The organism is Mycobacterium sp. E2479 (assembly GCF_001667925.1).
In the GTDB taxonomy this organism is placed as follows: Bacteria; Actinomycetota; Actinomycetes; order Mycobacteriales; family Mycobacteriaceae; genus Mycobacterium.
The window spans coordinates 22,385-45,619 of sequence record NZ_LZJR01000154.1 but is presented as its reverse complement, the minus strand read 5'-3'; the positions used below and the strand labels follow the sequence as shown (position 1 = coordinate 45,619).

The window sequence follows — 23,235 nt, the reverse complement described above, 5'->3', positions numbered from 1 at the left end:
GGTCCTGTCAATCAGGCAATGATCATGATGATGGTGACGAGCACTCGGCGTAGCCGTCTCGGGGCCGCACTGATTAATCTGATTTTTCGTGACTGGTCACCGCACCTTGCTGTTGATGCGGCATGCGAAGTCCGATTACCCGCCTGGCGTGGCCGACCATGAGAGGCCGTTGGCACCGCGCGGCATCCGGCAGGCCGGCCTCGCCGGCGACTGGCTGCGTGCTCATGCGCCCACTGTCGAGCGCGTGCTCTGCTCCACGGCGACACGCACCCGTGAGACGCTGCTGAACACCCGTATCGAGGCGCCGGTGCGATACAGCGAACGTCTCTATGCGACCACCCCGGGCACGATGATCGACGAGATCACCACGGTGGACGACGACGTCGGCACGCTGCTGGTGATCGGGCATGAGCCGACGATGTCGGCCCTGGCACTGGGCCTCGGCGCAGCGCCGGATACGAACAATACTGCAGCCGAACGTATTTCGGCCAAGTTTCCGACGTCGGCGATAGCGGTGCTCACGGTGCCGTGCGCCTGGAAAGAGCTGGAACTCGGGACGGCGACGCTGATCGACTTCGAGGTGCCGCGCTGAGGTCGGCAGGCTAGTCGTTGGCGGCGACCCGCCGCGCCCGGCTTCGCCGCGCTTGCGATCGCCGCTAGGAGTTGGTGGCCAGCGTCAGCTCCATCAGCTTGATGGCCTGTCCGCACGCATCGATGCCCGGCGCCTGCGGGTTGATCCACCATCCGACCACCCCGGCCGCATCGCTGGCAACGCCGCACGCACCGTTCGCGTCGTCGGGCCGCATCACGATCGAGTCGATGCCGGCGATCGAACGCGTCTCGATCTTGTACTTCAAGAATTCGGCCACCTTGCGCTCGTTGGACAGGCTGCCCTGCTCGAACCAGAACCGGGTGATGTCGATCAGGCCGGCCGGGTTGGCTGCCTGCCAGCGGCAGATCGCACCGACGAACGTGCTCTGGATGTCGAGCGGGTCGGCGCCCACGGTTTTGGCGAGGATATCGCTGGTCAAGACCTCGCATTCCTTGAGCAGGTTCGGATACTGCTGCTGGGAGTTGTTGTTGCGGGGCACATTGCCACCAGCCTTGACCGCGTTGCCTCCGATCGAGCGGGAGCAGCCAGTCAACACCAGCAACGCGGCAAGCAATGCCGTTGCCGCATTGCGGGCTGTCCTTCTGCTGCGCGATCCGGCGCGCATCGCGGCCGTCATTTCGAGTTCGCAATCGATTGACGAGCCAACTCTTTCGCTATGTCACATGGCGGCGGGAACGGCTTCTGACTGAAACTGATTGACCACTCGATGAAGTCGTCCTGAAACTGAATGCCCACCTCACACAGCGAGTCGCCCAGGTTGGGCTCGTTACCGATGGCGATGAAACCGCTGTGGCCGTTGATGTTGATGTCGTCGACGCTGGCACGCGAGAGTTCCTCGGTTTTGCGCTCGCGCCCGATGGGGCTACCGCGATACCACGAGAAAGAGAAGTGCGGACCGAGGATGCCACCGCCCGCGAGCCACTGGCACCCCACGGAGTTGCGGGCGGTGTTGATCAGTCCGTTGACCCTGGTGAGCTCGGCCACGGTCTGGTCGCTGATGCCGCCGCACTGCGGGAACATCGCGCCGTGGCTGCCCTGGCCGCTCTGCGGTGTCGACGACGCCGTCGCTCCCGGCTTGTTGCCGCCGGAATCCGAGCAGCCCGCGGCCGCGGGGATCAGGATCGTCAATGCTGACGCCACGAGAGCCAGCGCCCTCGTGTCACGCCGCACCGCTGCCCTGCTTCCGTTCCGCCCGCTGCTGGTCCACACGATGCACTGTAGCGGCAGCCCAGCGGGTCAACCACCGACGCGCCTGAGCAGGTAATTCCAGGCTGCCAACAAGCGCTGGGCGAACCTTGACCGTCCGGTGGTTGGCGAGGACGGCCGGGTGGACGGTATGCGACAGTTACCCAATGCTCCTGGCACTGCTGCGCCAGTACATCCAGCCGTACCGACGGCTGGTCGCGGTGCTGATGGCGCTGCAGCTGGTCAGCAACCTCGCATCGCTGTATCTGCCGACGGTCAACGCCGCCATCATCGATCAGGGCATCGCCAAGGGCGACACCACCACGATCGTCCGGCTCGGCATGGTGATGCTCGGGGTCACCGCCTTGCAAGTGTTGTGCTCGGTCGGGGCCGTCTATTTCGGCTCGCGCACCGGGATGGGCTTTGGACGCGACCTACGCGCGGCGATGTTCGAACACGTCACCACCTTTTCCGAGCGCGAGACCGCCCGATTCGGAGCGCCGACGCTACTCACGCGCAGCACCAACGATGTGCGGCAGATCCAATATCTGGTCCAGATCACCGGCACCGTTCTGGTGACGGCCCCGATCATGTGCCTCGGCGGGATCTTCATGGCCATCCGTCAGGAGGCCGCGCTGACGTGGCTCTTGTTGGTCAGCGTGCCGATAATGGCCGTGGCCAATTACTGGGTGATGTCGCACATGCTGCCCCTGTTCCGCCGAATGCAGGGCCTGATCGACGGCATCAACAGGGTGATGCGCGACCAGCTGGCGGGCGTCCGGGTCGTCCGCGCATTCGCCCGCGAAGATTTCGAGCGCGACCGCTTCGCCCGCGCCAACACCGCGCTGTCGAAGACCGCACTGACCGCGGGCAACTGGCAGGCGTTGATGCTGCCGGTGACCACGCTGACCATCAACGTGTCCAGCGTCGCGCTGATCTGGTTCGGCGGGTTGCGCATCGACCGCGGCCAGATGCAGGTCGGCTCGTTGACCGCCTTCCTGGCCTACTTCACCCAGATCCTGATGGCGGTGTTGATGGCGACGATGACGCTGGTGGTGTTGCCGCGGGCCGCCGTCTGCGCCGAACGGATCACCGAGGTGCTCGCCACCCGCCCCGCCGTAATTGACCCTCCGAATCCGCTGTCCCCCCGCGGAGCGATCACCGGGACGATACGTTTGGACGGCGCGACGTTCACCTATCCGGGCGCCGATCGCCCGGTGCTGCAGAATATTTCGTTCACCGCGCTGCCCGGAGCCACCACCGCCATCGTCGGCGGCACCGGTTCGGGCAAGTCGACGCTGGTCTCGCTGATCTGTCGGCTCTACGACGTGACCGGCGGAGCCGTCACGGTCGACGGCATCGACGTCCGCGATTACCAGACCGAGCGGTTGTGGTCGGCGATTGGGCTGGTTCCCCAGCGCGGCTACCTGTTTTCCGGAACGGTTGCCGACAACCTGCGGTACGGCGCTGCACCACACCAGTCAGTCACCGACGAACAGATGTGGGAAGCGTTGCGGATCGCCGCGGCAGACGATTTCGTGCGTGCCCACGACGATGGGCTGCACATGCGCGTGGCCCAGGGCGGCATCAACTTCTCCGGCGGTCAGCGGCAACGACTCGCCATCGCACGGGCGGTAATCCGCCGGCCGGCCATTTATCTATTCGACGACCCGTTCGCCGCGCTCGACGCGCGCACCGACGCCCGGGTCCGCGCGTCACTGCAGGAGGCTTCCGGCAATGCCACCATCGTCGTTGTCACCCAACGTATCTCGATCGCATCCAAAGCCGACCAGGTGATCGTTATCGACAACGGAAACCTGGTGGGCGTGGGCACGCACGAATCACTGCTGGCCGATTGCCTCACCTACGCCGAATTCGCGGACTCGCAGTCGGTCGGCGCCGTGCGGTCGGGCCAAGTCGGGGGCACGTCGTGACCCGGGCGGCCACCACGACGGCCAGCCGGCCCGCTCCCGTCACGCGTTCGCGTGACTTCTGGGGCGCGGCCGCCCGCCTGGTGAAACAGCTTGCGCCGCAACGGCGATTGTGCATAGCGGTGATGGTCTTGGGAATCACCGGCACGGCGATCGGAGTGGTCGTGCCGCGGGTCCTGGGGCATGCCACCGATTTGCTGTTCAACGGCGTCATCGGCCGCCGGCTCCCGGCCGGAATCACCAAGGCGCAGGCCGTCGCCGCCGCACGCAGCCGAGGCGACAACACTTTCGCCGACTTGCTGTCCGGAATGAACGTGGTGCCGGGCCACGGCGTGGACTTCGGGGCGGTCGCCCGAACCCTGACGCTGGCCCTCGGACTTTATCTCGTTTCCGCGGTGCTGATTTGGGCGCAGGCCCGGCTGCTCAATGTCACCGTGCAGCGCACCATGGTGACGCTGCGTTCCGATGTCGAAAACAAAGTCCACCGATTGCCGTTGTCCTTCTTCGATGGCCGGCAACGTGGTGAACTGCTCAGCCGCGTCACCAACGACATCGACAACATCCAAACCTCGCTGTCGATGACGATCAGCCAGCTGCTGACAGCGGTTTTGACCGTCGTGGCGGTGCTCGCGATGATGCTGTCCATCTCGCCGCTGCTGGTGGCGATCACCGTGCTGACAGTGCCGTTGTCACTGCTGGCGACGCGAGCGATCGCGCGACGTTCCCAGCGGCTGTTCGTCGCCCAGTGGACAAGCATCGGGCGCCTCAATGCCCACATCGAGGAGACCTACAGCGGTTTCACCGTGGTCACGACGTTCGGCCACCAGGCCGCCGCGCGCGAGCAATTCCGCAACCTCAACGAGGACGTCTACCACGCCAGCTTCGGGGCCCAATTCTTTTCCGGGCTGGTGGCACCGGCGACGACGTTCATCGGCAACCTCGGCTACGTCGCCGTTGCGGTGACCGGTGGCCTGCAGGTGGCCACCGGTCAGATCACACTGGGCAACATCCAGGCGTTCATTCAATATGTGCGGCAATTCAATTCACCACTGAGCCAGCTGGCCGGCATGTACAACACTCTGCAATCAGGGGCGGCCAGCGCCGAACGCGTCTTCACGCTGCTCGACGAACCCGAGGAATCGCCGGATCCCATGCCTGCCGCCCAATCCGGCCCGGCGGGCACCACACCCCGACCGGGTAGGCGCGTCGAATTCGCTCACGTGAGCTTTGCCTACCGCCCGGGCATCCCGGTGATCGAAGACCTGTCCATGGTGGCCGAGCCGGGCAGCACGGTCGCGATCGTCGGTCCGACCGGAGCGGGCAAAACCACGCTGGTGAACCTGCTGATGCGGTTCTACGACGTCGACGCGGGCCAGATCCTGCTCGACGGTGTCGACATCACCACGATGGACAGGCAGTCGCTGCGGTCTCGAATCGGCATGGTGCTGCAGGACACGTGGCTTTTCGACGGAACGATCCTGGAGAACATCGCCTACGGACGTCCCAATGCCAGTGAAGACGATGTTCTCGACGCCGCCAAAGCCGCCTACGTCGATCGTTTTGTGCAGGCGTTGCCGGCCGGCTATCAGACCCGAATCAGCGGTGACGGCGCCAACATCAGCGCCGGCGAAAAGCAACTGATCACCATCGCACGCGCATTTCTGGCCCGCCCACAATTGTTGATCCTCGACGAGGCGACCAGTTCGGTCGATACCCGCACCGAGGCTCTTATTCAGCACGCGATGTGTGAACTGCGTCGCGATCGCACGAGTTTTATCGTCGCGCACCGACTTTCGACGATCCGTGATGCCGACCGAATTCTGGTGATCGAGAGCGGTCGGATTGTCGAACAGGGCAGTCACGCCCAGTTGGTCGCCCGGCGGGGCGCGTATTACGCGATGACCCAGGCCTAGCGCCGGATCTGCGGCCGCGAGGGTGGGACCTCGGCAAGCCGACCCGTGCTGACACGCGCGGCAATTGCTCCCGTTATCGTGCGGTGAGACGGGTGGGCGCTTACCGTCATGATTGCTCAGTCACGGGTTGCAATCATGTGTCTGTCCACAAAGTCTTGGATGAGACCGGCAGTCCAGGGGTCGGTTTGGAAGGATTAGGAATGAGTGACGAGCAGTCCTCGCGGGCGGGGTCGATGTTCGGCCCTTACCACCTAAAACGGCTGCTGGGGCGTGGTGGGATGGGTGAGGTCTACGAAGCCGAACACACCGTCAAGGAGTGGACGGTTGCGGTCAAACTCCTCTCCGAAAGCTTCAGCAGAGACCCGGTCTTTCGTGAGCGGTTGAAACGCGAAGCACGCACCGCCGGTCGTTTGCAGGAACCGCACGTGGTGCCGGTGCACGACTACGGCGAGATCGACGGCCAGATGTTTCTGGAGATGCGCTTGGTCGAGGGCACCGATCTGGACAGTGTGCTCAAGCGCTTCGGCCCGCTGACTCCACCCCGCGCGGTCGCCATCATCACCCAGATCGCATCCGCGCTCGACGCCGCCCACGCTGCCGGAGTGATGCACCGCGACATCAAACCGCAGAACATCCTGGTCACCCGCGATGACTTCGCCTATCTGGTCGACTTCGGCATCGCCAGCGCAACCACCGACGAGAAGCTCACGCAGCTCGGCACCGCGGTCGGCACCTGGAAATACATGGCCCCAGAACGGTTTTCCGATGCGGAGGTCACCTACCGCGCCGACATCTACGCGCTGGCCTGCGTGCTGTTCGAGTGCTTGACCGGATCCCCGCCCTATCGAGCCGACAGCGCCGGCGTGCTGGTCTCCGCGCACATGATGGACCCCATCCCCGCGCCCAGCGAGCAGCGCCCGGGCGTCCCCAAGGCCTTTAACGCGGTGATCGCCCGTGGCATGGCCAAAAAGCCCGAAGACCGCTATGCCAGCGCGGGTGACCTGGCCCTGGCCGCCAAGGAAGCGCTCAGCAACCCCGATCAAGACCGAGCCGCCACTATATTGCGTCGCAGCCAGGAAGCCGCCCTGCCCACCGCGGACATCCCCGGCGCGCAGGCCCACGCCGCTCCAGCGCCTCCACCGGCGTACCAGCCCACGTACAACACCCCGCCACCATCGCCATTCGACCCGACCCCCAGTTCCGGTCCGATACCGTCGCAGAGCCCTCAAGCGTGGGCCCCAACCAGCGGCCCGATCCTCGCGGCCGGACAACCCGCGCCGCCCTATTACCAAGGCGGCAACGCCAACTGGGGCGGCCCGCCCCAGTTCACCAGCTCGACGCCTTGGGGTCAGCCCGCGCCCAAGCCGCAGCGCAATGTCTGGCCGATCATTGTGGCCGTCGCCGTGGTGCTCGTGGTCATCGCGAGCGGGGTCGGTATCTGGCTGGTCGTTCGACCCAAACCGGAACTGCCGCAGGCCGCGCCGTTGGGGCCCGAACGCCTCAGCGCGCTGCTGCTCAGCGCGGCCGATATCAACGCGGTGATGGGCTCGTCATCGATGCAGCCGGGCAAACCAATCACGTCGACGGACACCTCCTCGGTGACGGTGTCCGCGCCCGATTGCCAGGGCGCGCTCTACACCACCCAGGATCGTGTGTACGCGGGCACCGGCTACTCGGCCGTCAGTGGACTGGTGTCTTCGGAGCCGGGCGATAACTACGATCACTGGGTCAACCAGGCCGTGGTGCTTTTTCCGTCCGCCGACAAGGCCAAGAGCTTCGTGGAGAACTCCGCAGAAAAGTGGAAGGGCTGCGCCGGCAAGACGGTGACCGTCACGAACAAGAGCAAGACCTATCGGTGGACCTTCGCCCAGGTTCAGGGCGCCCCACCGAAGGTCACGCTGATGGACACCCAGGAGGGCGCGGACGGCTGGGAGTGTCAGCGGGCCCTCAGCGTGGCCAACAACGTAGTCGTCGACATCAACGCGTGCGGGTACCACATCAGCGATCAGGGCGGCCAGATCGCCGACAAGATCGTCGCCAAGATCGACAGCGAAAAGCCGGAAGGTTAACCGTCGCACCACTAAAGCGCTGCGGCCTTGTCACGACTGCAGGTCAGGTCCCTGGGCGCGTAGATCGTCGACCGCCGACATGGCGTCGCGCAATTTGGCCAGCCACTCGTCGGCGTGTTCACCGACCAGCTTCACCGACCACGCGAGGGCATCCGCGCGGGAGCGGGCGACACCGGCATCGACCAACGTGTCCAGCACCTGGCGTTCGGGTTGCTTCAGCCGAGTCATGACCGGTACTGCGATGTGGGTGAACAGAATTCGCTCGGTGCCTGTCCTAGAGCCGACCTCCACGCCCCAGGAAACCTTGCGTCCATAACGATCTTGCGCTTCGTCGGCGATGCGCATGCGCTCCGACCGGGTTTCTTCGCGGAATCGTGAAGCTCGCCCGGCCGCGCGGGCCTCGCTCGCTTCGCCTTCCGCGCTCGTCGGATCCGGGAGCTTCCCGATGACGGTGATTTCTTCGCGGTCGACGACCACCGTGGGGTCGTCGTCGAACCAATCATCCGGAAGACGTCCGGCGAACCATTCCGCGGCGTCGCTGGCGTCTGGTTGCTGGGCTTGCTGCCAACCCCCGGGGCGGCCGTACCGCCGCCCGTGTGTGTGGTGGGACTTCATGATTACATGATTACATCGTTGCAAAGTTAGGGGAACACCGTTTCTCCAGCAGCGAAACACTGGGCAGAAAGGAGGAGCGCCTCCCCCCTTGTCCGGCGCCAGGCCAGGGGTTTCCCAGGGCACAACCCGACTGAGAAAAGCCGTTGATCTGGGCTGTTCGACGGCGTATTTTGGTTAGCGAAGCAGGCCCGGAAGCGACCAATTCGAAGTGCCGGAACACGGGGTAGGAATCCGGCCGCGTAGGACACGCGTAAGACGGAGTCAGACGCCCCCTAGAGTCGCGCCGGGCCTGCCCTTGTGTCATCCTTGCGGGCAGCGTGCCCGTTAGTCCCCGTCGCCCCGCCGGATGCGAAAGAGTTTCACCTCGTTCTTCAGGCCCTTGAGGCGGCGGGCGCCGGCGAACGACCCGGAGAACTCACCGCTGTCGCCGATGTCGTCCCACACCGAATCGGCGACCAAGACGGTGCCCGGGCGCGCCACATTGGTGACGCGACTTGCCACATTGACCGGGCTGCCGAACCAGTCGCCGGCGCGGCTCACCGCCATTCCAGAGGCCAATCCCGCTCGCAATCGGGGAAAGTCATTGTCGGTGTCGATGGCTTCCACGAGTTTCAGGATGACGTCGAGCAAGGGACCCGGGGTCGGGCAGACAAACATCACGGCATCACCGATGGTCTTGATGAATCGCACCGGTGGCACGCTCAAGTCCCGGGCGAGGACGGCCAGCCGGTTGGCCAGGTGACCCAGCTCCTCGGGCGATACCGCCTCGCCGATCCGGGTGAAGCCGACCAGGTCCGCGAAGGCGACGGTGATTTGGCGCGCCCCAGGGAGCGGCTTGCCGGCCGCGCGCTCCGCGGCATTGACCGCTTCGGTCTCCATCATGTGCCGCAACTGCATGAACAACATCTGCTCGATCATCGGACCCAGCATCGGCGCGATCTCGGTCACCAAAGCCTTTGACGCCTTGGCGATTTCGAGCTCACTGGCCCCTGGGCGCATGATCGCCGAAAGCGCCGAGTACCGCATCACCTCAGCCGCCCGCGACAGTCCTTCGGCGAGCACCTGCACCACCAGAACCACCTGTTCGGGATCCAGCCCCACCTCCACGAACCGCTGGGCGAAGGCCGCGGCCTCACCGTCGGCGCGCATGTGCACTACCGCGTCGGGGTCATCGACTCGGACCAGACCGATCGCGCGCTGCACGCGTTGAAGCAGCCCCAGGTCGATGCCGTGGGCCTCACTGATTTCGCGGGTGGACACGTAGGTACCGTCGTCGCCGATGAGATGGCGCGTGGCCAGCAGCAGGGGTGGATTCGTCGTGCGGATCTCCTCGGCGGTGACGCCCTGCTCGAACAGCCATTTGATGAGTTCGGCCCGTTCGGTGCGTGCGCTTCCCTCGAGCCCCTCGAGCAAATCGTCGATGTTGTCGTCGGCACCGTCCTGCACGTCGCCAACGTACAACGAAGGCGAGCCATGATGTGAGGTGATGAGCACACCGTTGTTGCGGGGACTCCCGCCGGTCGTCGACGAGCGCGCCAGGACGCTGATCCTGGGTTCGTTTCCCAGCGCGCAATCACTGGCGACGGGCCAGTACTACGCCAACCCACGTAATGCGTTCTGGTCGATCACCGGTGAACTGTTCGGTTTTGACGCGGCCGCACCCTACAACAGACGACTGGCGGCCCTGCGGTCCCATGGTGTCGCGCTCTGGGATGCCCTGCACGCGTGTCGGCGGGTCGGCAGCGCCGACTCAGCGATTGAACTAAAAAGTCTAGCCGCCAACGATTTTGGTAAGTTATTCGCGCATTATCCGACTATCAAGACGGTGTACTTCAACGGAGCCAAGGCCGCCGACCTTTTCCGCAGGCTGGCGACGGCGCCCGATCGAATCCGATATCAACGCCTGCCGTCGACCAGCCCGGCTCACGTGATGCGGCCGGGCGCCAAGCTCGCGGCCTGGCGGGTGATCGCGAGCGCGGCGCAGCCGGGCGAAGCGGGTCACCGCCGATAGACCCAGCGGGTGATCGCGAGCGCGGCGCAGCCGGGCGAAGCTTGGAGCTTTATGAAATCGGCGGCAAGTGGACGGCCCACGGTCGGGCCGCTTCGATCTGTGCCGACAGCGACAACAGGGTCGCCTCGTCATACGGCCTGCCGACGAGTTGGACCGACATCGGCAGGCCGTCCCGGTCGAAGTCCCACGGCACCACCGCCGCGGGCTGACCGGTCAGGTTCCAAATCTGTTGATAGGGAACGTATCGTCCGACCCTCAGCAGTGTCGACACGGCGCCGCGGCGTTGAAATGCACCGATACGGGACGGGCCTGTCGCGGTGCCGGGGGTGACGACGACGTCAACATCGTCGAAGATCGCCTGAATCCGCGAGATCACAGCATCCTCGTTCGCTCGGATGGCCTCCATTCGCCGGTCCGAGAAGAATGACCCCAAGCGGGCGATGTTGCGGGTGCGCGGTTCCAGCCGTTCCGGGTGGGCGAGGGCGTCCGCGTCGTCGCAGATGCCGCGCAAATAGCGGGGCAGATAGTTGGCGAACATCGCTGAAATCGGATATTGGGGGTCGGCGGTGATGACTTCATGGCCGAGGTCGCGAAGCAAAGCACCGGCCTGGTCGACCGCCGTTAACTCCGCCTTGCCGACTTTGACCGGCAGTGGGGTTGGAACCTTGGTGCTCAACGCGATTCGCAACCGGCCGGGGCTGCGCCCTGCCGCGCTCACAAACTCCCCACCGGGACCGGGCACCGTCGACGTCGCATCCAGAAACAGGGCCGCGTCGATCACCGTGCGCGCGATCGGCCCGTTGACGCTCAGCCCGTACCAGGCGTCGTCGTGCGGTTCCAACGGCACGCGATCGCGTTGCGGCTTCAGGCCGAACACCCCGCACCACGTCGCCGGGATGCGAATAGACCCGCCCCCATCGGACCCCAATGCCAGTGAAGCCAACCCGGCAGCGACCGCGGCGGCACTCCCACCGCTACTGCCGCCCGGCGTACGGGTCAGATCCCATGGGTTACGGGTGGCGCCAAAGGCCGTTGACTCCGTGTAAGGAAACATCATGAGCTCGGGCACATTGGTTTTGCCGATGATCACCGCACCCGCCGAACGCAACCGGCGCACCACCTCCGCATCGGAGGTGACAGCGGGTCGATGACCGCCGCTGCCGAACGTCGTCACCTGGCCGGCGACGTCGACATCGTCCTTGATCGCGACCGGCACGCCGAGCAGCGGTAGCCGCTCGCCTGCATCCAGGCGCTGCTGCGCCACCGCAGCCTCATATCGAGCCTGGTCGGCGAGCACCACGCGGTAACAGCGCAGCTGGCTGTCCAGCCGGGCGATCCGCTCCAGGTAGACCTCGAGCAACTCCGGCGCGGTCAGTTCACCATTGGCCAGCATGCGCGCGTGTGCTGCCGCGCCGGCGAAGGCGACATCGTTCACCGCGGCAGCGTATCGGAGAAGCTGGTGGCGGCCCCAGACTGGTCTCGCGTGGCTAGAACGCAACAACCAGTACCGTGGGCGACATGTCCTGCGTGTTCTGTGCGATCGTCGCTGGCGAGGCCCCGGCCATCCGGATCTATGAAAACGACGACTACCTGGCCATCCTCGACGTTCGTCCGTTCACCCGAGGTCACACGTTGGTGGTGCCCAAACGGCATAGCGTCGATCTCACCGATACCGCGCCGGAAACGCTGGCCGGGATGGTGACCCTGGGCCAACGCATCGCCCGGGCCGCGCGCACGACCGAATTGGCCGACGCTACCAACATCGCCATAAACGACGGCAGCGCCGCTTTCCAGACCGTGCTCCATATCCACCTGCACGTGCTGCCCCGGCGCAACGGCGACAAGCTGTCGGTAGCCAAGGGATTGCTGTTGCGTCGCGACCCCGACCGGGAGGCCACGGGCCAGATTCTGCGCACCGCGTTGACCCGCATTGATGCGAGTCAGTCGGATTGAGCCTATCGTTCGGCGCCCAACGAAAGATTAGCCGCGCGCCGAAGCACTTCAGCGGGCGCGCTACCAAACGAGGGCTAGAACAATTCCTTCGCCAGTAGCTCCAGCGTCACCACCCGCCCCGGCGCAGTACGGGGATCGGTACCGCGGCGGGCCGAGGCCACCGGGTTCACCATGACTTCGTCGACGCCGAAGCGGTCGGCCAGTGCCCGGATCTGGTCGGCGGCGTCGGCCGGCGTCCCCAAAACGGCTCGCTTGAAACCGCTTTCGACGATCCGTCGTTGTTGTTCGGTCAACTCGGCGACCGCCGCCTCCTCGACCAGCGGCACCGGCCCGAGCGGCTGCCCGGTCCGCAGCCGGGCCATCATCTGCAGATTGGGCAACATCAATGCCGTTGCCTCTTCCCGGGTTTCGGCCACCGCCGCGTTCACCGTCAGAAACGTCAACGGCTCGGCGGCGAGCTCACTCGGCCTGAACCGCGAACGGTAGACCTCAAGCGCTTCTTTGGTTCCGTTGCCGGAAAAGTGATGCGCAAACACGTACGGCAGCCCTTTGGCGGCGGCCAGATGCGCCGAATACATCGACGATCCCAGCAGCCACAGGCGCGGTTCGCCGGCCGCGGCCGGGGTGGCCTTGAGCGTGTAATTACCCGAGCGCAACGGAACCCGTACGCCGCGAGCGCTCATCAGGGCCGCCACGTCGTCGAGATATTCCGGGAAGTTCTCGATGTCGCGGTCGTCGCGACCGCCGCGCAACGCATACGACGTCACGGGATCGGATCCGGGCGCCCGGCCGATACCGAGGTCGATCCGGCCCGGGGCGGCGGCTTCTAGGAGCGCGAACTGCTCGGCCACGGCCAGCGGGGCGTGGTTGGGCAACATCACACCACCCGAGCCCAGCCGCAGTTGCGAGGTCTGCGCGGCCAGGTAGGCGATCACCACTGGCGGGCTGGTGGCACCCACCGACGGCATGTTGTGATGCTCGGCGACCCAGTAGCGGGTGAAACCCAACCGATCTGCGGCTTGCGCCAGCTGCACCGTGGCCGCCAGCGCGCCACCAGTCGTCTGGTCGGTGCGCACCGGAATGAGATCTAGGACGGAAAGACGCACGGAAAAGTCAACGCACGCGGGCCGACAAACGTTCCCGCTGCGGGCCGGGCCGGCTCAGTAGTCCTTCAGCGTGATCGAGGCGACGATCCGGTCGAATACCTCTTGCGGTATCGGCGCACCGCCCGGAATGTTGTCCACCACCAGCCACTGGTTGCGCTTAACATAGTCGCTGAACTCGCGGTGATAGTTGGCGAAGCCGGCTTCGTGGTCGACCGTTTCGCCCTGGGTGGCGGCCTTGAGCTCACCCGCCAGGATGTAGGCGCCCAGCAGGGCAACGCTGGTCCCCTGTCCTGAAAGGGGCGAACAGCAATACCCGGCGTCGCCGACCAGCGCCACGCTGCCCCGCGACCAGCGATCCATCTTGATCAGTGACATCTCGTCGAAGTAGAAGTCCGGCGCGCTGCGCATGTACTCGAGCAGTTGCGGACGAACCCAGCCGTCACCGGCCATCCGCCGCTCCAGTTCGGCGAATTGGGCCTCGACGTCGCGGTAGTCGATCCGCAGATCGGTTTCCATGAAACCCAACATCGCCCGCGCCTCGGCGTTGTTACGCGCGCTGTAGACCCCCGCCATGGTGGAGTCGCCGTAGTGCCACGTCTGCCAGTAGTCCAGATCCAAGAAGTTGGGCACGGTGAAAATCGCCGCGTGCGTCCCCAGCTTCTCGATGAAATTTTCTTCCGGTCCGAAGATCAGACGCCGCACGTTGGAGTGCAATCCGTCCGCGCCGATGACAAGGTCGAAACTGCGCGGCGCTGCCCGCTCGAAGGTGACGTGGACGGCGGCGCCATCGTCGTCCACGGCGGTGATGGTGTCGTCAAAGAGGTATTCGGCCCTCCATTGGCTTGCGCCGTAAAGCAATTCGACCAAGTCGTCGCGCAGCAGCTCGATGTCGGGGCTATCGATGGGCCCACCGGTGGGTGTCGCCTCGGTGTCCCGGGACAATTCGTTGCCATCGCGGTCCACGACGGAGGAGCCCCGGATTTGCGTTCGGCGCTTCTGCGCGGCGCCCAACAGCCCCATCCGCTCGAGCACAGTCAGCGCCGGTCCCCGCACGTCGATCGCCTGACCGCCCGGCCTCGGCCCGCGGTGCCGCTCGACCACGGTCACCGAAAAGCCATACCGCTCAAGCCAAAAAGCCGTCGCCGCGCCCGCCACGCTGGCGCCGGACACCAGCACCTCTGTCACTTGATCCCTGCCAGTTCTTTTGCCTCGCGGAAGACGTCGTCAAGCATCACTGGAGTCAACCTACCGGTGAACATGTTTTGCTGGCTCGGGTGGTAGCAGCCGAGCAATCGCACCCCGGGCGCCAGGTCAGCGACGACGCCATGACCGAACCGGGGCTTGCGCCCGGTCGAGGTGCCCGGGAGCCGCAGCGCGATCTGCCAGCCGAATCCGCCCAGGGCCACGACCACGCGAACATCGTCGGACACCAGCCGCCACTCAGCCTGCAGCCACGGCCAGCAGGTGTCGCGCTCCTCCGGCGTCGGGGCGTTGGCGGGAGGCGCGCACCGCACCGGCGCGACGATGCGAATCTTCTTAGTCTGCAACCCATCCGCGGCGTCGACACTGGTCGGTTGATTCACCAGCCCGGCCCGGTATAGCGCCGCGTACAACTGATCGCCCGAGCGGTCGCCGGTGAACATCCGTCCCGTGCGGTTGGCGCCGTGCGCGGCCGGCGCCAGCCCGACGATCAGCAGCCGGGGCCGCGCCGACCCCCAACTGGGTACCGGCCGCCCCCAATACGGTTGGTCGGCAAACGCTCGGCGTTTGACGACTGCCACGTCCTCGCGCCAGCTCACCAACCGCGGGCAGGCCCGGCAGACGCTGACCAGGGCATCGATTTCGGGGATTGACGCGGCATGCTCGGCAAGTTCGGCGACGGCTTCGGCATCGGCTGCCACCGGTGTCTGCGGTGTGGCCGGATCGCCTGGCCATCCGGTGCCGGCGCCAACCGGCGAGCTGAACTCCTGGCCGGTACGGGGGTGGGCGAGCACATGAACATCCTGCATGAGCCGAAAAATTCGGTCGCTGCAAACGGCGCTTTGGCATACATTCAGCGGCGAATTCCCATGAAAAGTGGCCCTGCACTCCTGATCCTGTTCGCCACGTTGATGGCGACGGCGGGTAGCGGCATCTCGATAGTCGCGTTCCCGTGGCTGGCGTTGCAGCACCACAACAGCGCGCGCGACGCCTCGGCCGTGGCCCTGGCCATGACGCTGCCGCTGGTGCTATCCACTCTCGTCGCCGGCGCTGCGGTCGACCGCTTCGGACGCCGCCGGGTGTCGCTGGTCTCCGATTCGTTCTCCGGAGCGGCGGTGACCGCGGTCCCGCTGATCGCGTGGGGCCTCGGTGCAGACGCGCTCAGCCTGGCGGTGCTGGCCGTCCTGGCCTTCTTCGCCGCCGCCTTCGACCCGGCCGGAACGACGGCGCGCGAGTCGATGCTGCCCGAGGCCGCCGCCCGCGCGGGCTGGTCGCTGGCCCGCACCAACAGCATGTACGAGGCGATTCTCAACTTGGGGTTCATCGTGGGCCCCGGCCTCGGGGGCCTGATGATCGCGACCGTCGGCGGCATCAACACGATGTGGGTGACGGCGGGGCTGTTCGGGCTGTCCATCTTGACGATCGGGTCGTTGCGGCTCGAAGGCGCTGGAAAGCCCGCGCGCGAGTCCCGGCCCGGATGGATGTCCGGCATCGCCGAAGGGTTGCGCTTCGTCTGGAATATGCGGGTGCTGCGGACGCTGGGCTTGATCGACCTGGCCGTCACCGCGCTCTACCTGCCGATGGAAAGCGTGCTGTTTCCGAAGTACTTCTCCGATCGCCAGCAACCCGCGCACCTGGGGTGGGCGTTGATGGCCATCGGGTTCGGTGGTGTGGTGGGAGCGCTCGGCTATGCCGCGCTGTCCAAACGTCTGCGACGGCGCGCGGCTGTGCTGACGGCGACCCTTACCTTCGGGGCGGCGACCGTCGGGCTCGCGTTCCTGCCGCCGTAGCCGGTGATCCTGGTGCTGTGCGCGGTCACCGGCGTGGTCTACGGACCGATCCAGCCGATCTACAACTACATGATGCAGACCCGGGCCCCGCATCGGCTGCGCGGCCGAGTGGTCGGGGTGATGACCGGGTTGACCTACGCGGCAGGCCCGCTGGGCTTGCTGGTGGCCGGGCCGCTGACCGACGCGGCCGGGTTGAAGGTCACGTTCTTGGTGCTGGCGGTACCGATCCTGCTCATCGGCCTGGCCGCCTGCCGGCTGCCGTTGCTACACGAACTGGACCGCGCGCCGGAGTTCGCGGAAGACTCGGGGCCGTCAGGCGGGGCTTAGTATCGGGCCGTGAGCTCCGACGCCCTGGCCAGCCTGATCGCTGACCTGCCCGATGGGATGATCGTCACCGACCCCACGGTGACCGAGGGCTATCGCCAGGACCGCGCCTTCGACCCGTCGGCCGGCAAGCCGCTGGCCGTGGTGCGGCCGCGGCGCACCGAAGAGGTGCAGACTGTGCTGCGCTGGGCCGCCGCACATCGAGTACCCGTGGTGACGCGCGGCGCCGGCAGCGGCCTCTCCGGTGGAGCGACCGCGCTGGACAACGGGATCGTGCTTTCCACCGAGAAGATGCGCGACATCGCCATCGACCCGGTGACCCGCACCGCGGTATGCCAACCCGGGCTGTTCAACGCCGAGGTGAAAAAGGCCGCCGCCGAGCACGGCCTGTGGTATCCGCCGGATCCGTCGTCGTTCGAAATCTGCAGCATCGGCGGCAATATCGCCACCAACGCCGGCGGGCTGTGCTGCGTGAAGTACGGCGTCACCACCGACTACGTGCTGGGCATGCAGGTGGTGCTCGCCGACGGCACCGCGGTGCGGCTGGGCGGCCCACGGCTCAAGGACGTCGCGGGCCTTTCGCTGACGAAGCTGTTCGTCGGCAGCGAGGGCACGCTCGGCGTGGTCACGGAGGTGACGCTGCGGCTGGTGCCCAAGCAGAACGCGTCCAGCATCGTGGTGGCCAGCTTCGCGACCATCGAAGACGCGGTCGAGGCGGTGCTCGGCGTCACCGCGCGGCTGCGCCCCTCCATGCTCGAGTTCATGGACTCGGCGGCGATCAACGCCGTCGAGGACACCCTGCGGATGGATTTGGACCGCGGGGCGGCCGCCATGCTGGTGGCCGGGTCCGACGAGCGCGGCCGCGCCGGCAGCGAGGACGCCGAAATCATGGCCGAGGTTTTCGCGGAACACGCTGCCACGGAGGTGTTTTCGACCGATGATCCCGACGAGGGCGAGGCGTTCGTCGTTGCACGGCGAATGTGCATCCCGGCCGTCGAAGCCAAGGGTTCGTTGTTGCTCGAAGACGTCGGGGTGCCGCTTCCGGCACTGGGCAAGCTGGTCACCGGGATCGCGCGCATCGCCGCCGAACGTGACCTGATGATCTCGGTGATCGCCCACGCCGGCGACGGCAACACCCACCCGTTGATCGTCTATGACCCCGCCGATGCCGACATGACCGAACGCGCCCACCTGGCGTTCGGCGAGATCATGGACCTGGCCGTCGGGCTGGGCGGCACCATCACCGGCGAGCACGGCGTCGGCCGGTTGAAGCGGCCCTGGCTGGCCGGCTATCTGGGCCCTGACGTGATGGACCTTAACCGGCGCATCAAGCAGGCGCTGGATCCGCACGGCATTTTGAACCCGGGGTCGGGGATCTAGTTTCACCGCTGAGCGCCCCGATGGTCAGGGAGTCGGTACCCAGCGCCCGACCGCCTGGGGATGGTGTCGGGGGGCGGGCTGCACGGGACATTTCTCTCCGACGGCGGTTGACATATTGCCGCCGCTGTCGTACGAATGAGACATGGCTGCTGTTATGTCTCACGACGCACCGGTCAAGTTTCAGCTGCCCACTGCCGACACATGGTCCAATCCGTGGCCCATGTACCGCGCTTTGCGAGATCACGATCCGGTGCACCACGTCGTTCCGGCGAACCATCCCGAAGATGACTACTACGTGCTTTCCCGGCACGCCGACGTATGGGCCGCGGCACGCGACCACGAAACCTATTCCTCCGCACAGGGGTTGACCGTCAACTACGGCGACCTGGAAATGATTGGGCTGCAAGATAATCCACCGTTTGTGATGCAGGATCCGCCGGTGCACACCCGGTTCCGCAAGCTGGTCTCGCGCGGCTTCACGCCGCGGCAGGTCGAGGCGGTGGAACCCAAGGTCCGCGAGTTCGTCGTTGAGCGCATCGAGGGGTTGCGCTCGGCCGGCGGCGGCGACATCGTCACGGAGCTGTTCAAACCACTGCCGTCGATGGTGGTCGCCCACTATCTCGGTGTGCCGGAGGAGGACTGGGTCCAATTCGACGGCTGGACCCAGGCGATCGTCGCGGCCAACACCGCCGAAGGCGGCGTAGCGAGCGCACTGCAAACCGTTGGCGATGCGGTCGGTTCGATGATGGCCTACTTCAATGGACTGATCGAGCGGCGCCGGACCGAACCCGAGGACGACACGATCTCGCACCTGGTGGCCGCGGGCGTCGGCGCCGACGGTGACATCGCCGGCACGCTGTCGATTTTGGCGTTCACGTTCACCATGGTCACCGGGGGCAACGACACCGTCACCGGCATGCTCGGTGGCTCGATGCCGCTGCTGCATCAACGACCCGACCAACGTCAGCTGCTGGTCGACAACCCGGGCCGCATTCCCGACGCGGTCGAGGAGCTGCTGCGGCTGACCGCGCCGGCCCAGGGACTGGCCCGCACTGTGACCCGCGACGTGACCGTAGGTGAGACCACCATCCCGGCCGGGCGCAGGGTGTTGCTGCTCTACGGTTCAGCCAACCGCGATGAACGCCAATATGGTTCGGACGCCGACGAACTCGATGTGACCCGCTGCCCGCGCAACATCCTGACGTTCAGCCACGGCGCGCACCACTGCCTAGGCGCCGCCGCCGCCAGGATGCAATCCCGGGTCGCGCTGACCGAACTGTTGGCCCGCTGCCCGAACTTCGACGTGGACGAATCGGGCATCGTCTGGGCCGGTGGCAGTTACGTCCGTCGTCCGCTGTCGGTGCCGATTCGAGTGAAATCCTGATGCCCGACTGGCTGGGAACCCACCGGACCGAGGCGGCCGCCGACCGGATCCTCGATGCCGCCGCGCGGCTCTACACGCAGCGCGACTCGGATTCGATCGGCATGAACGAAATCGCCAGGGCCGCAGGCTGCTCGCGAGCGACGCTGTACCGCTACTTCGAGAATCGCGAGGCGCTGCGCACCGCCTACATCCACCGCGAAACACACCGGTTGGGCCGCGCAATCATCGCGCGCACCGGCGAGATCGAAGACCCACGCGAACGGCTGGTCGCGAGCATCCTCGTTACGTTGCGGATGGTTCGCGAAAACCCCGCGCTGGCATCCTGGTTTGCCACCTCCCGCCCGCCGGTGGGTGGCGAACTGGCCGGGCAGTCCGACGTGATCACGGCCCTGGCGGTGGCGTTCTTGCACTCGCTGGGAACCGATGATCCCGCCGCCATCGAACGCCGCGCCCGCTGGACGGTGCGGGTGATCGTCTCGCTGCTGACCTACCCGGGTCGCGACGAAGACGACGAGCGGGCGATGATTGAGGAATTCGTCCTGCCGATCGTCGCACCGGTTTCCGCCCGCGGCTAAGCCCGCGCGTCACGCCGGGCGGCCCGCGACCATCGTTGGAAGTGCCCGCCTCCGAGCGACAACCTGTTTCCGCTGGTCACGCCGGTAAACGAGGTTGTCGCTGTGAGGCGGGCAAATCGCCTCTCCAGCCGCGCAGAGACTCCCGGGGTCGGTGTTACGGACGGTGCACCGCGGCGCCCGGCTGTGCTCCGACGGGGCGGCGGCCGACTCAGTCCCGGATGCGGGTGAACCGGTGCAGCAGCCATGCCAACGGGATGGTCACCACCACCGTCGCCACGTAGAGGTACAGCATCGAGCCGGTGTAAACGCGCGCGCCAACGATGTAGTCCATCGCGAATTCCATGGTGATCAGATGGATCAGGAAGATCTCGTAGGAGATCTCTCCCAGCCACACCATCGGGCGGCTGGCCAGTATTCGGGAATACCAGCCTTGGATACTTGGAGCGCCGCCCAGGGCCAGCGGTGCCACCGCAAGTGCGGCGATGACGGCATAGAAACACGTCTTGAACAACGCTTCACTCATTGTCGCCGGGGAGGTCGTGGGCGCCCCGGCAATGGGCGTGGACACGATGAAATAGCAGATCACCGCAAGAGGTATGGCCACGAACCCGTACGCGCGCAGCCGCATCTCCTGCAACACGGTCAGCATCATGCCGGCAAGGAACCAGGCCAAATAGGTAGGCAGCCACAGCCGCGCGCCGTCGGGAAACCAGTGATCGGTGTGCACCAGGACCAGCCACGCCGGGCTGATCAACGCCATTGCCGCCAGGGCACCCAGCACGAGTTTCGGTTGCCACTGCCGTCGGCAAATCACCACCAGCAGCAGGTATGCCAGCAGCGGCAGCACGACGTAGAACGAGCCCTCCACCGCGAGGCTCCACATCTGAGTCAGCCCTTGGTGCAGATACTTGCCCAGGTAACCGTCGCAGTAGATCTGCGTCAGCGTCAGATTGCGTGCCAGCCCCAGCCAGCTGTGTCCGGGGTTCGGCCCGGCATCGCGGAAGTGGTACAACACATAGGCGAATAACACGGTAATCACGTAGGCCGGCATGATTCGTCGAACGCGGTGCCACGCATAGCGACTCAACGACGGCGGAACGCGGCTCTCGGCCGCCGACTTAACCCACGGACGAAACAACAGGTAGCCGGAGAGCACGAAGAAGATCGGCACCCCGATCTCCATCCGGGAACCGACCAGACCCCAATACCCGTGCGTGTATTTGCCGGTGGTGTAGGCCGCGTGGGTGCCGACAACGAGGAGCGCTGCGACCGCGCGGATTCCGGTCAGCGAGGCGACCCGGTCGACGCGGGAGGTCTGCTCGAGCCCGCCCTGGGCGTCTTGCTCTTCGGACAGCGTCATCCGCCGTGTTTCCTGCGCGGCTTGCCACCGTCTCGGCCGCGGGGCTTGTTGGCGGATGAGCGCTCCGGCTGAAGGTTGATCAAAACGCCCGAGATCCGGGTCTGCTCAAGCCTTTTCAACGTCGATTTGCCCAACTTTGCGGGCAGCTCCACCAAAGAGTAATCCGGCCCGATCGCGATGTGGCCGAAGTCGCTGCGATGCAGCCCACCCTCGTTGGCGATGGCGCCGACGATCGAGCCCGGACCGATCTTGTGCCGCTTGCCCACCGCGATGCGGTAGGTGGCCAATGGCTGTGCATTTCTTGGTCTTTCGGGACGGTCACGTCGCTCGGTGCGCCGCTCGCGGCGCTCCGGTGGCGGTTCGGGCGCCATCAGGAATTCTTCACCGTCGCGGGATTGCAGGGCCAGTGCGGCAGCGATGTCGGCCATCGGGGTGTCGTGCTCGCGTTCGTAATCCTGGACCAACTTGCGGAACAGGTCGATTCCGGGTGAACCCAGCGCCGTGGTGATGGAATCTGCGAATTTGGCCACCCGTTGCGCGTTGACATCCTCGACGGTGGGTAATTCTGTTTCGGTGAGCGTTTGCCGCGTGGCCTTTTCGATCGCCTTCAGCAGGTGGCGCTCGCGGGGGGAAACGAACAGCAGCGCGGTTCCCGAGCGACCGGCCCGACCGGTGCGCCCGATCCGGTGCACGTAAGACTCGGTGTCGTGCGGGATGTCGTAGTTCAGCACGTGCGATATCCGCTCCACGTCCAGTCCGCGCGCGGCCACGTCGGTGGCGACCAGGATGTCGATGCTGCCGTCTTTCAATGCGGCGACGGTGCGCTCGCGCTGGGCTTGCGGGATGTCGCCGTTGATGGCGGCCGCGGAAAAGCCTCGGGCCCTCAACTTTTCCGCGACTTCCTCGGTGGCCTGTTTGGTCCTGACGAAGACGATCATCGCCTCGAACGGCTCGACTTCCAGAACCCGTGTGAGCGCGTCCATCTTGCGCGGACCGGCGACCTGGATGTAACGCTGCGAAATGTTCTCGGCGGTGGCGGTTTTCGCTTTGGTGCTGACCTCGAGCGGATCGTGTAGGTACTTGGTGGTGATCTTGCGAATCGCCGGCGGCATGGTCGCGGAGAACAACGCCACCTGTTTGTACTCGGGGGTTTCGGACAGTATGCGATCGACTTCCTCGGCGAATCCCATCGTGAGCATCTCGTCGGCCTCGTCAAGCACCAGGTAGTCGACGTGGGACAGATCCAGCGTCCCGCGCTCGAGGTGGTCGATGACCCGGCCCGGGGTGCCGACCACTACGTGTGCCCCGCGGCGCAGCCCGGCCAGCTGCACGCTGTAGGAGGAGCCGCCGTAGATCGGCAGCACGTTGATCTTGGGCAGGTGCGCCCCGTACCGGCTGAACGCCTCGGCCACCTGCAGGGCCAGTTCCCGGGTGGGGGCGAGCACCAGCGCCTGGGTGGCGGAGCTGGTGACGTCGATCTTGGACAGGATCGGGATCGCGAACGCGGCGGTCTTGCCAGTGCCGGTCTGGGCCAGCCCGACGACGTCGGAGCCCGCCATCAGCGCCGGAATCGTCGCCGCCTGAATGCCGGTGGGCGACTCATAGCCGACGTCGGCGATCGCCCGCAAGACCGAGGGATTGATCTGCAGGTCGGCAAACGTCGGTAAGGCAGCTTCAGTCGAGCTGTCCGAGGGGGTCATCGTCCAAGGAGTCTAGTGGTGATCGCGAGCTCAACGGAGTTGAGCGCTGCGGGTCACCACCAGACGGCCCCGTGGTGATCCGAGCTCAACGGAGTTGAGCGCTGCGGGTCACCACCAGACGGCCCC

The 23,235-nt window shown here is 65.9% G+C and carries 18 protein-coding genes and 2 pseudogenes; 10 read left to right on the top strand and 10 right to left on the bottom strand.

The window, feature by feature from the left end; all coding sequences use genetic code 11:
- Positions 1 to 88 precede the first annotated feature (88 nt).
- Entirely contained in the window at positions 89 to 592 is a 504-nt protein-coding gene (locus tag A5686_RS23165; RefSeq protein ID WP_067939151.1) for a histidine phosphatase family protein, read from the top strand.
- Positions 593 to 656: 64 nt separating this feature from the next.
- Here the strand turns inward: A5686_RS23165 and A5686_RS23160 are convergent, their stop codons facing one another.
- Positions 657 to 1,229 carry a DUF3558 domain-containing protein gene (locus tag A5686_RS23160; RefSeq protein ID WP_197520675.1) on the bottom strand — a complete coding sequence of 191 codons (573 nt, stop codon included), beginning with the start codon at positions 1,227 to 1,229 and terminating at the stop codon, positions 657 to 659.
- Positions 1,226 to 1,783 carry a DUF3558 domain-containing protein gene (locus tag A5686_RS23155; RefSeq protein WP_067939570.1) on the bottom strand — a complete coding sequence of 186 codons (558 nt, stop codon included), beginning with the start codon at positions 1,781 to 1,783 and terminating at the stop codon, positions 1,226 to 1,228. Before A5686_RS23155 ends, A5686_RS23160 begins: the two co-directional genes overlap by 4 nt.
- Positions 1,784 to 1,965: 182 nt before the next feature.
- On the opposite strand from A5686_RS23155, the gene A5686_RS23150 reads away from it, so the two are divergent.
- The 3 genes from A5686_RS23150 to A5686_RS23140 all read left to right on the top strand — a co-directional run bounded on the left by A5686_RS23150 (position 1,966) and on the right by A5686_RS23140 (position 7,711).
- Positions 1,966 to 3,732, top strand: a complete 1,767-nt coding sequence (locus tag A5686_RS23150; RefSeq protein ID WP_067939148.1) for an ABC transporter ATP-binding protein — start codon at positions 1,966 to 1,968, stop codon at positions 3,730 to 3,732.
- The gene (locus A5686_RS23145; protein ID WP_067939145.1) at positions 3,729 to 5,642 is read left to right on the top strand and encodes an ABC transporter ATP-binding protein; all 1,914 of its coding nucleotides are present in this window, start codon (positions 3,729 to 3,731) and stop codon (positions 5,640 to 5,642) included. Before A5686_RS23150 ends, A5686_RS23145 begins: the two co-directional genes overlap by 4 nt.
- Before the next feature lie 200 nt (positions 5,643 to 5,842).
- The gene (locus tag A5686_RS23140; RefSeq protein WP_067939142.1) at positions 5,843 to 7,711 is read left to right on the top strand and encodes a serine/threonine-protein kinase PknH/PknJ; all 1,869 of its coding nucleotides are present in this window, start codon (positions 5,843 to 5,845) and stop codon (positions 7,709 to 7,711) included.
- Between the two features lie 30 nt (positions 7,712 to 7,741).
- Here A5686_RS23140 and A5686_RS23135 read toward each other — a convergent pair whose 3' ends face one another.
- Positions 7,742 to 8,326 (bottom strand): hypothetical protein, encoded by a 585-nt coding sequence (locus A5686_RS23135; protein WP_067939139.1) that lies wholly within the window; start codon positions 8,324 to 8,326, stop codon positions 7,742 to 7,744.
- A 272-nt stretch (positions 8,327 to 8,598) separates the two neighbouring features.
- Positions 8,599 to 9,772 (bottom strand): annotated as a pseudogene (locus tag A5686_RS23130) (adenylate/guanylate cyclase domain-containing protein).
- A gap of 40 nt (positions 9,773 to 9,812) precedes the next feature.
- Between A5686_RS23130 and A5686_RS23125 the strand changes: the two are divergent.
- On the top strand, positions 9,813 to 10,337 hold the full coding sequence (locus A5686_RS23125; protein WP_067939136.1) for a DNA-deoxyinosine glycosylase: 525 nt from the start codon (positions 9,813 to 9,815) through the stop codon (positions 10,335 to 10,337).
- Positions 10,338 to 10,386: 49 nt separating this feature from the next.
- On the opposite strand, the gene A5686_RS23120 is transcribed toward A5686_RS23125, so the two are convergent.
- Entirely contained in the window at positions 10,387 to 11,730 is a 1,344-nt protein-coding gene (locus A5686_RS23120) for an amidase (protein WP_067939568.1), read from the bottom strand.
- A gap of 125 nt (positions 11,731 to 11,855) precedes the next feature.
- On the opposite strand from A5686_RS23120, the gene A5686_RS23115 reads away from it, so the two are divergent.
- On the top strand, positions 11,856 to 12,290 hold the full coding sequence (locus tag A5686_RS23115; RefSeq protein WP_067939566.1) for an HIT family protein: 435 nt from the start codon (positions 11,856 to 11,858) through the stop codon (positions 12,288 to 12,290).
- A gap of 74 nt (positions 12,291 to 12,364) precedes the next feature.
- Here the strand turns inward: A5686_RS23115 and A5686_RS23110 are convergent, their stop codons facing one another.
- From A5686_RS23110 to A5686_RS23100, 3 genes are read right to left on the bottom strand one after another with little or no spacing between them, the layout of a single operon-like run.
- Positions 12,365 to 13,396, bottom strand: a complete 1,032-nt coding sequence (locus tag A5686_RS23110; RefSeq protein WP_067939133.1) for an LLM class flavin-dependent oxidoreductase — start codon at positions 13,394 to 13,396, stop codon at positions 12,365 to 12,367.
- A gap of 54 nt (positions 13,397 to 13,450) precedes the next feature.
- Positions 13,451 to 14,581 carry an FAD-binding protein gene (locus A5686_RS23105; protein ID WP_067939131.1) on the bottom strand — a complete coding sequence of 377 codons (1,131 nt, stop codon included), beginning with the start codon at positions 14,579 to 14,581 and terminating at the stop codon, positions 13,451 to 13,453.
- Positions 14,578 to 15,405 (bottom strand): uracil-DNA glycosylase, encoded by an 828-nt coding sequence (locus tag A5686_RS23100; RefSeq protein WP_067939130.1) that lies wholly within the window; start codon positions 15,403 to 15,405, stop codon positions 14,578 to 14,580. Before A5686_RS23100 ends, A5686_RS23105 begins: the two co-directional genes overlap by 4 nt.
- A gap of 60 nt (positions 15,406 to 15,465) precedes the next feature.
- Here A5686_RS23100 and A5686_RS23095 point away from each other — a divergent pair.
- From A5686_RS23095 to A5686_RS23080, 4 genes and pseudogenes are all read left to right on the top strand, one after another.
- Positions 15,466 to 16,713, top strand: a pseudogene (locus tag A5686_RS23095) (MFS transporter).
- 9 nt (positions 16,714 to 16,722) lie between these two features.
- Positions 16,723 to 18,090, top strand: a complete 1,368-nt coding sequence (locus A5686_RS23090; RefSeq protein WP_067939127.1) for an FAD-binding oxidoreductase — start codon at positions 16,723 to 16,725, stop codon at positions 18,088 to 18,090.
- Positions 18,091 to 18,232: 142 nt separating this feature from the next.
- Positions 18,233 to 19,474: a cytochrome P450 gene (locus A5686_RS23085; RefSeq protein ID WP_197520673.1), complete on the top strand. Its 1,242-nt coding sequence runs from the start codon at positions 18,233 to 18,235 to the stop codon at positions 19,472 to 19,474.
- Positions 19,474 to 20,049 carry a TetR/AcrR family transcriptional regulator gene (locus A5686_RS23080; protein WP_067939121.1) on the top strand — a complete coding sequence of 192 codons (576 nt, stop codon included), beginning with the start codon at positions 19,474 to 19,476 and terminating at the stop codon, positions 20,047 to 20,049. The genes A5686_RS23085 and A5686_RS23080 overlap by 1 nt, the downstream gene beginning before the upstream one ends.
- A 208-nt stretch (positions 20,050 to 20,257) precedes the next feature.
- Here the strand turns inward: A5686_RS23080 and A5686_RS23075 are convergent, their stop codons facing one another.
- Together A5686_RS23075 and A5686_RS23070 are read right to left on the bottom strand one after the other, a co-directional pair.
- Complete coding sequence (locus A5686_RS23075; RefSeq protein ID WP_067939119.1) at positions 20,258 to 21,409, bottom strand: acyltransferase; 1,152 nt, start codon at positions 21,407 to 21,409, stop codon at positions 20,258 to 20,260.
- Positions 21,406 to 23,109 carry a DEAD/DEAH box helicase gene (locus A5686_RS23070; RefSeq protein ID WP_067939116.1) on the bottom strand — a complete coding sequence of 568 codons (1,704 nt, stop codon included), beginning with the start codon at positions 23,107 to 23,109 and terminating at the stop codon, positions 21,406 to 21,408. Before A5686_RS23070 ends, A5686_RS23075 begins: the two co-directional genes overlap by 4 nt.
- Positions 23,110 to 23,235 lie beyond the last annotated feature (126 nt).

Coding starts and splice junctions, on each gene's coding strand:
- A5686_RS23070 (WP_067939116.1), bottom strand. CDS start 23,109: ATGACCCCCTCGGACAGCTCGACTGAAGCTGCCTTACCGACGTTTGCC.
- A5686_RS23125 (WP_067939136.1), top strand. CDS start 9,813: ATGAGCACACCGTTGTTGCGGGGACTCCCGCCGGTCGTCGACGAGCGC.
- A5686_RS23075 (WP_067939119.1), bottom strand. CDS start 21,409: ATGACGCTGTCCGAAGAGCAAGACGCCCAGGGCGGGCTCGAGCAGACC.
- A5686_RS23115 (WP_067939566.1), top strand. CDS start 11,856: ATGTCCTGCGTGTTCTGTGCGATCGTCGCTGGCGAGGCCCCGGCCATC.
- A5686_RS23080 (WP_067939121.1), top strand. CDS start 19,474: ATGCCCGACTGGCTGGGAACCCACCGGACCGAGGCGGCCGCCGACCGG.
- A5686_RS23135 (WP_067939139.1), bottom strand. CDS start 8,326: ATGAAGTCCCACCACACACACGGGCGGCGGTACGGCCGCCCCGGGGGT.
- A5686_RS23160 (WP_197520675.1), bottom strand. CDS start 1,229: ATGACGGCCGCGATGCGCGCCGGATCGCGCAGCAGAAGGACAGCCCGC.
- A5686_RS23100 (WP_067939130.1), bottom strand. CDS start 15,405: ATGCAGGATGTTCATGTGCTCGCCCACCCCCGTACCGGCCAGGAGTTC.
- A5686_RS23120 (WP_067939568.1), bottom strand. CDS start 11,730: ATGCTGGCCAATGGTGAACTGACCGCGCCGGAGTTGCTCGAGGTCTAC.
- A5686_RS23085 (WP_197520673.1), top strand. CDS start 18,233: ATGGCTGCTGTTATGTCTCACGACGCACCGGTCAAGTTTCAGCTGCCC.
- A5686_RS23140 (WP_067939142.1), top strand. CDS start 5,843: ATGAGTGACGAGCAGTCCTCGCGGGCGGGGTCGATGTTCGGCCCTTAC.
- A5686_RS23150 (WP_067939148.1), top strand. CDS start 1,966: ATGCTCCTGGCACTGCTGCGCCAGTACATCCAGCCGTACCGACGGCTG.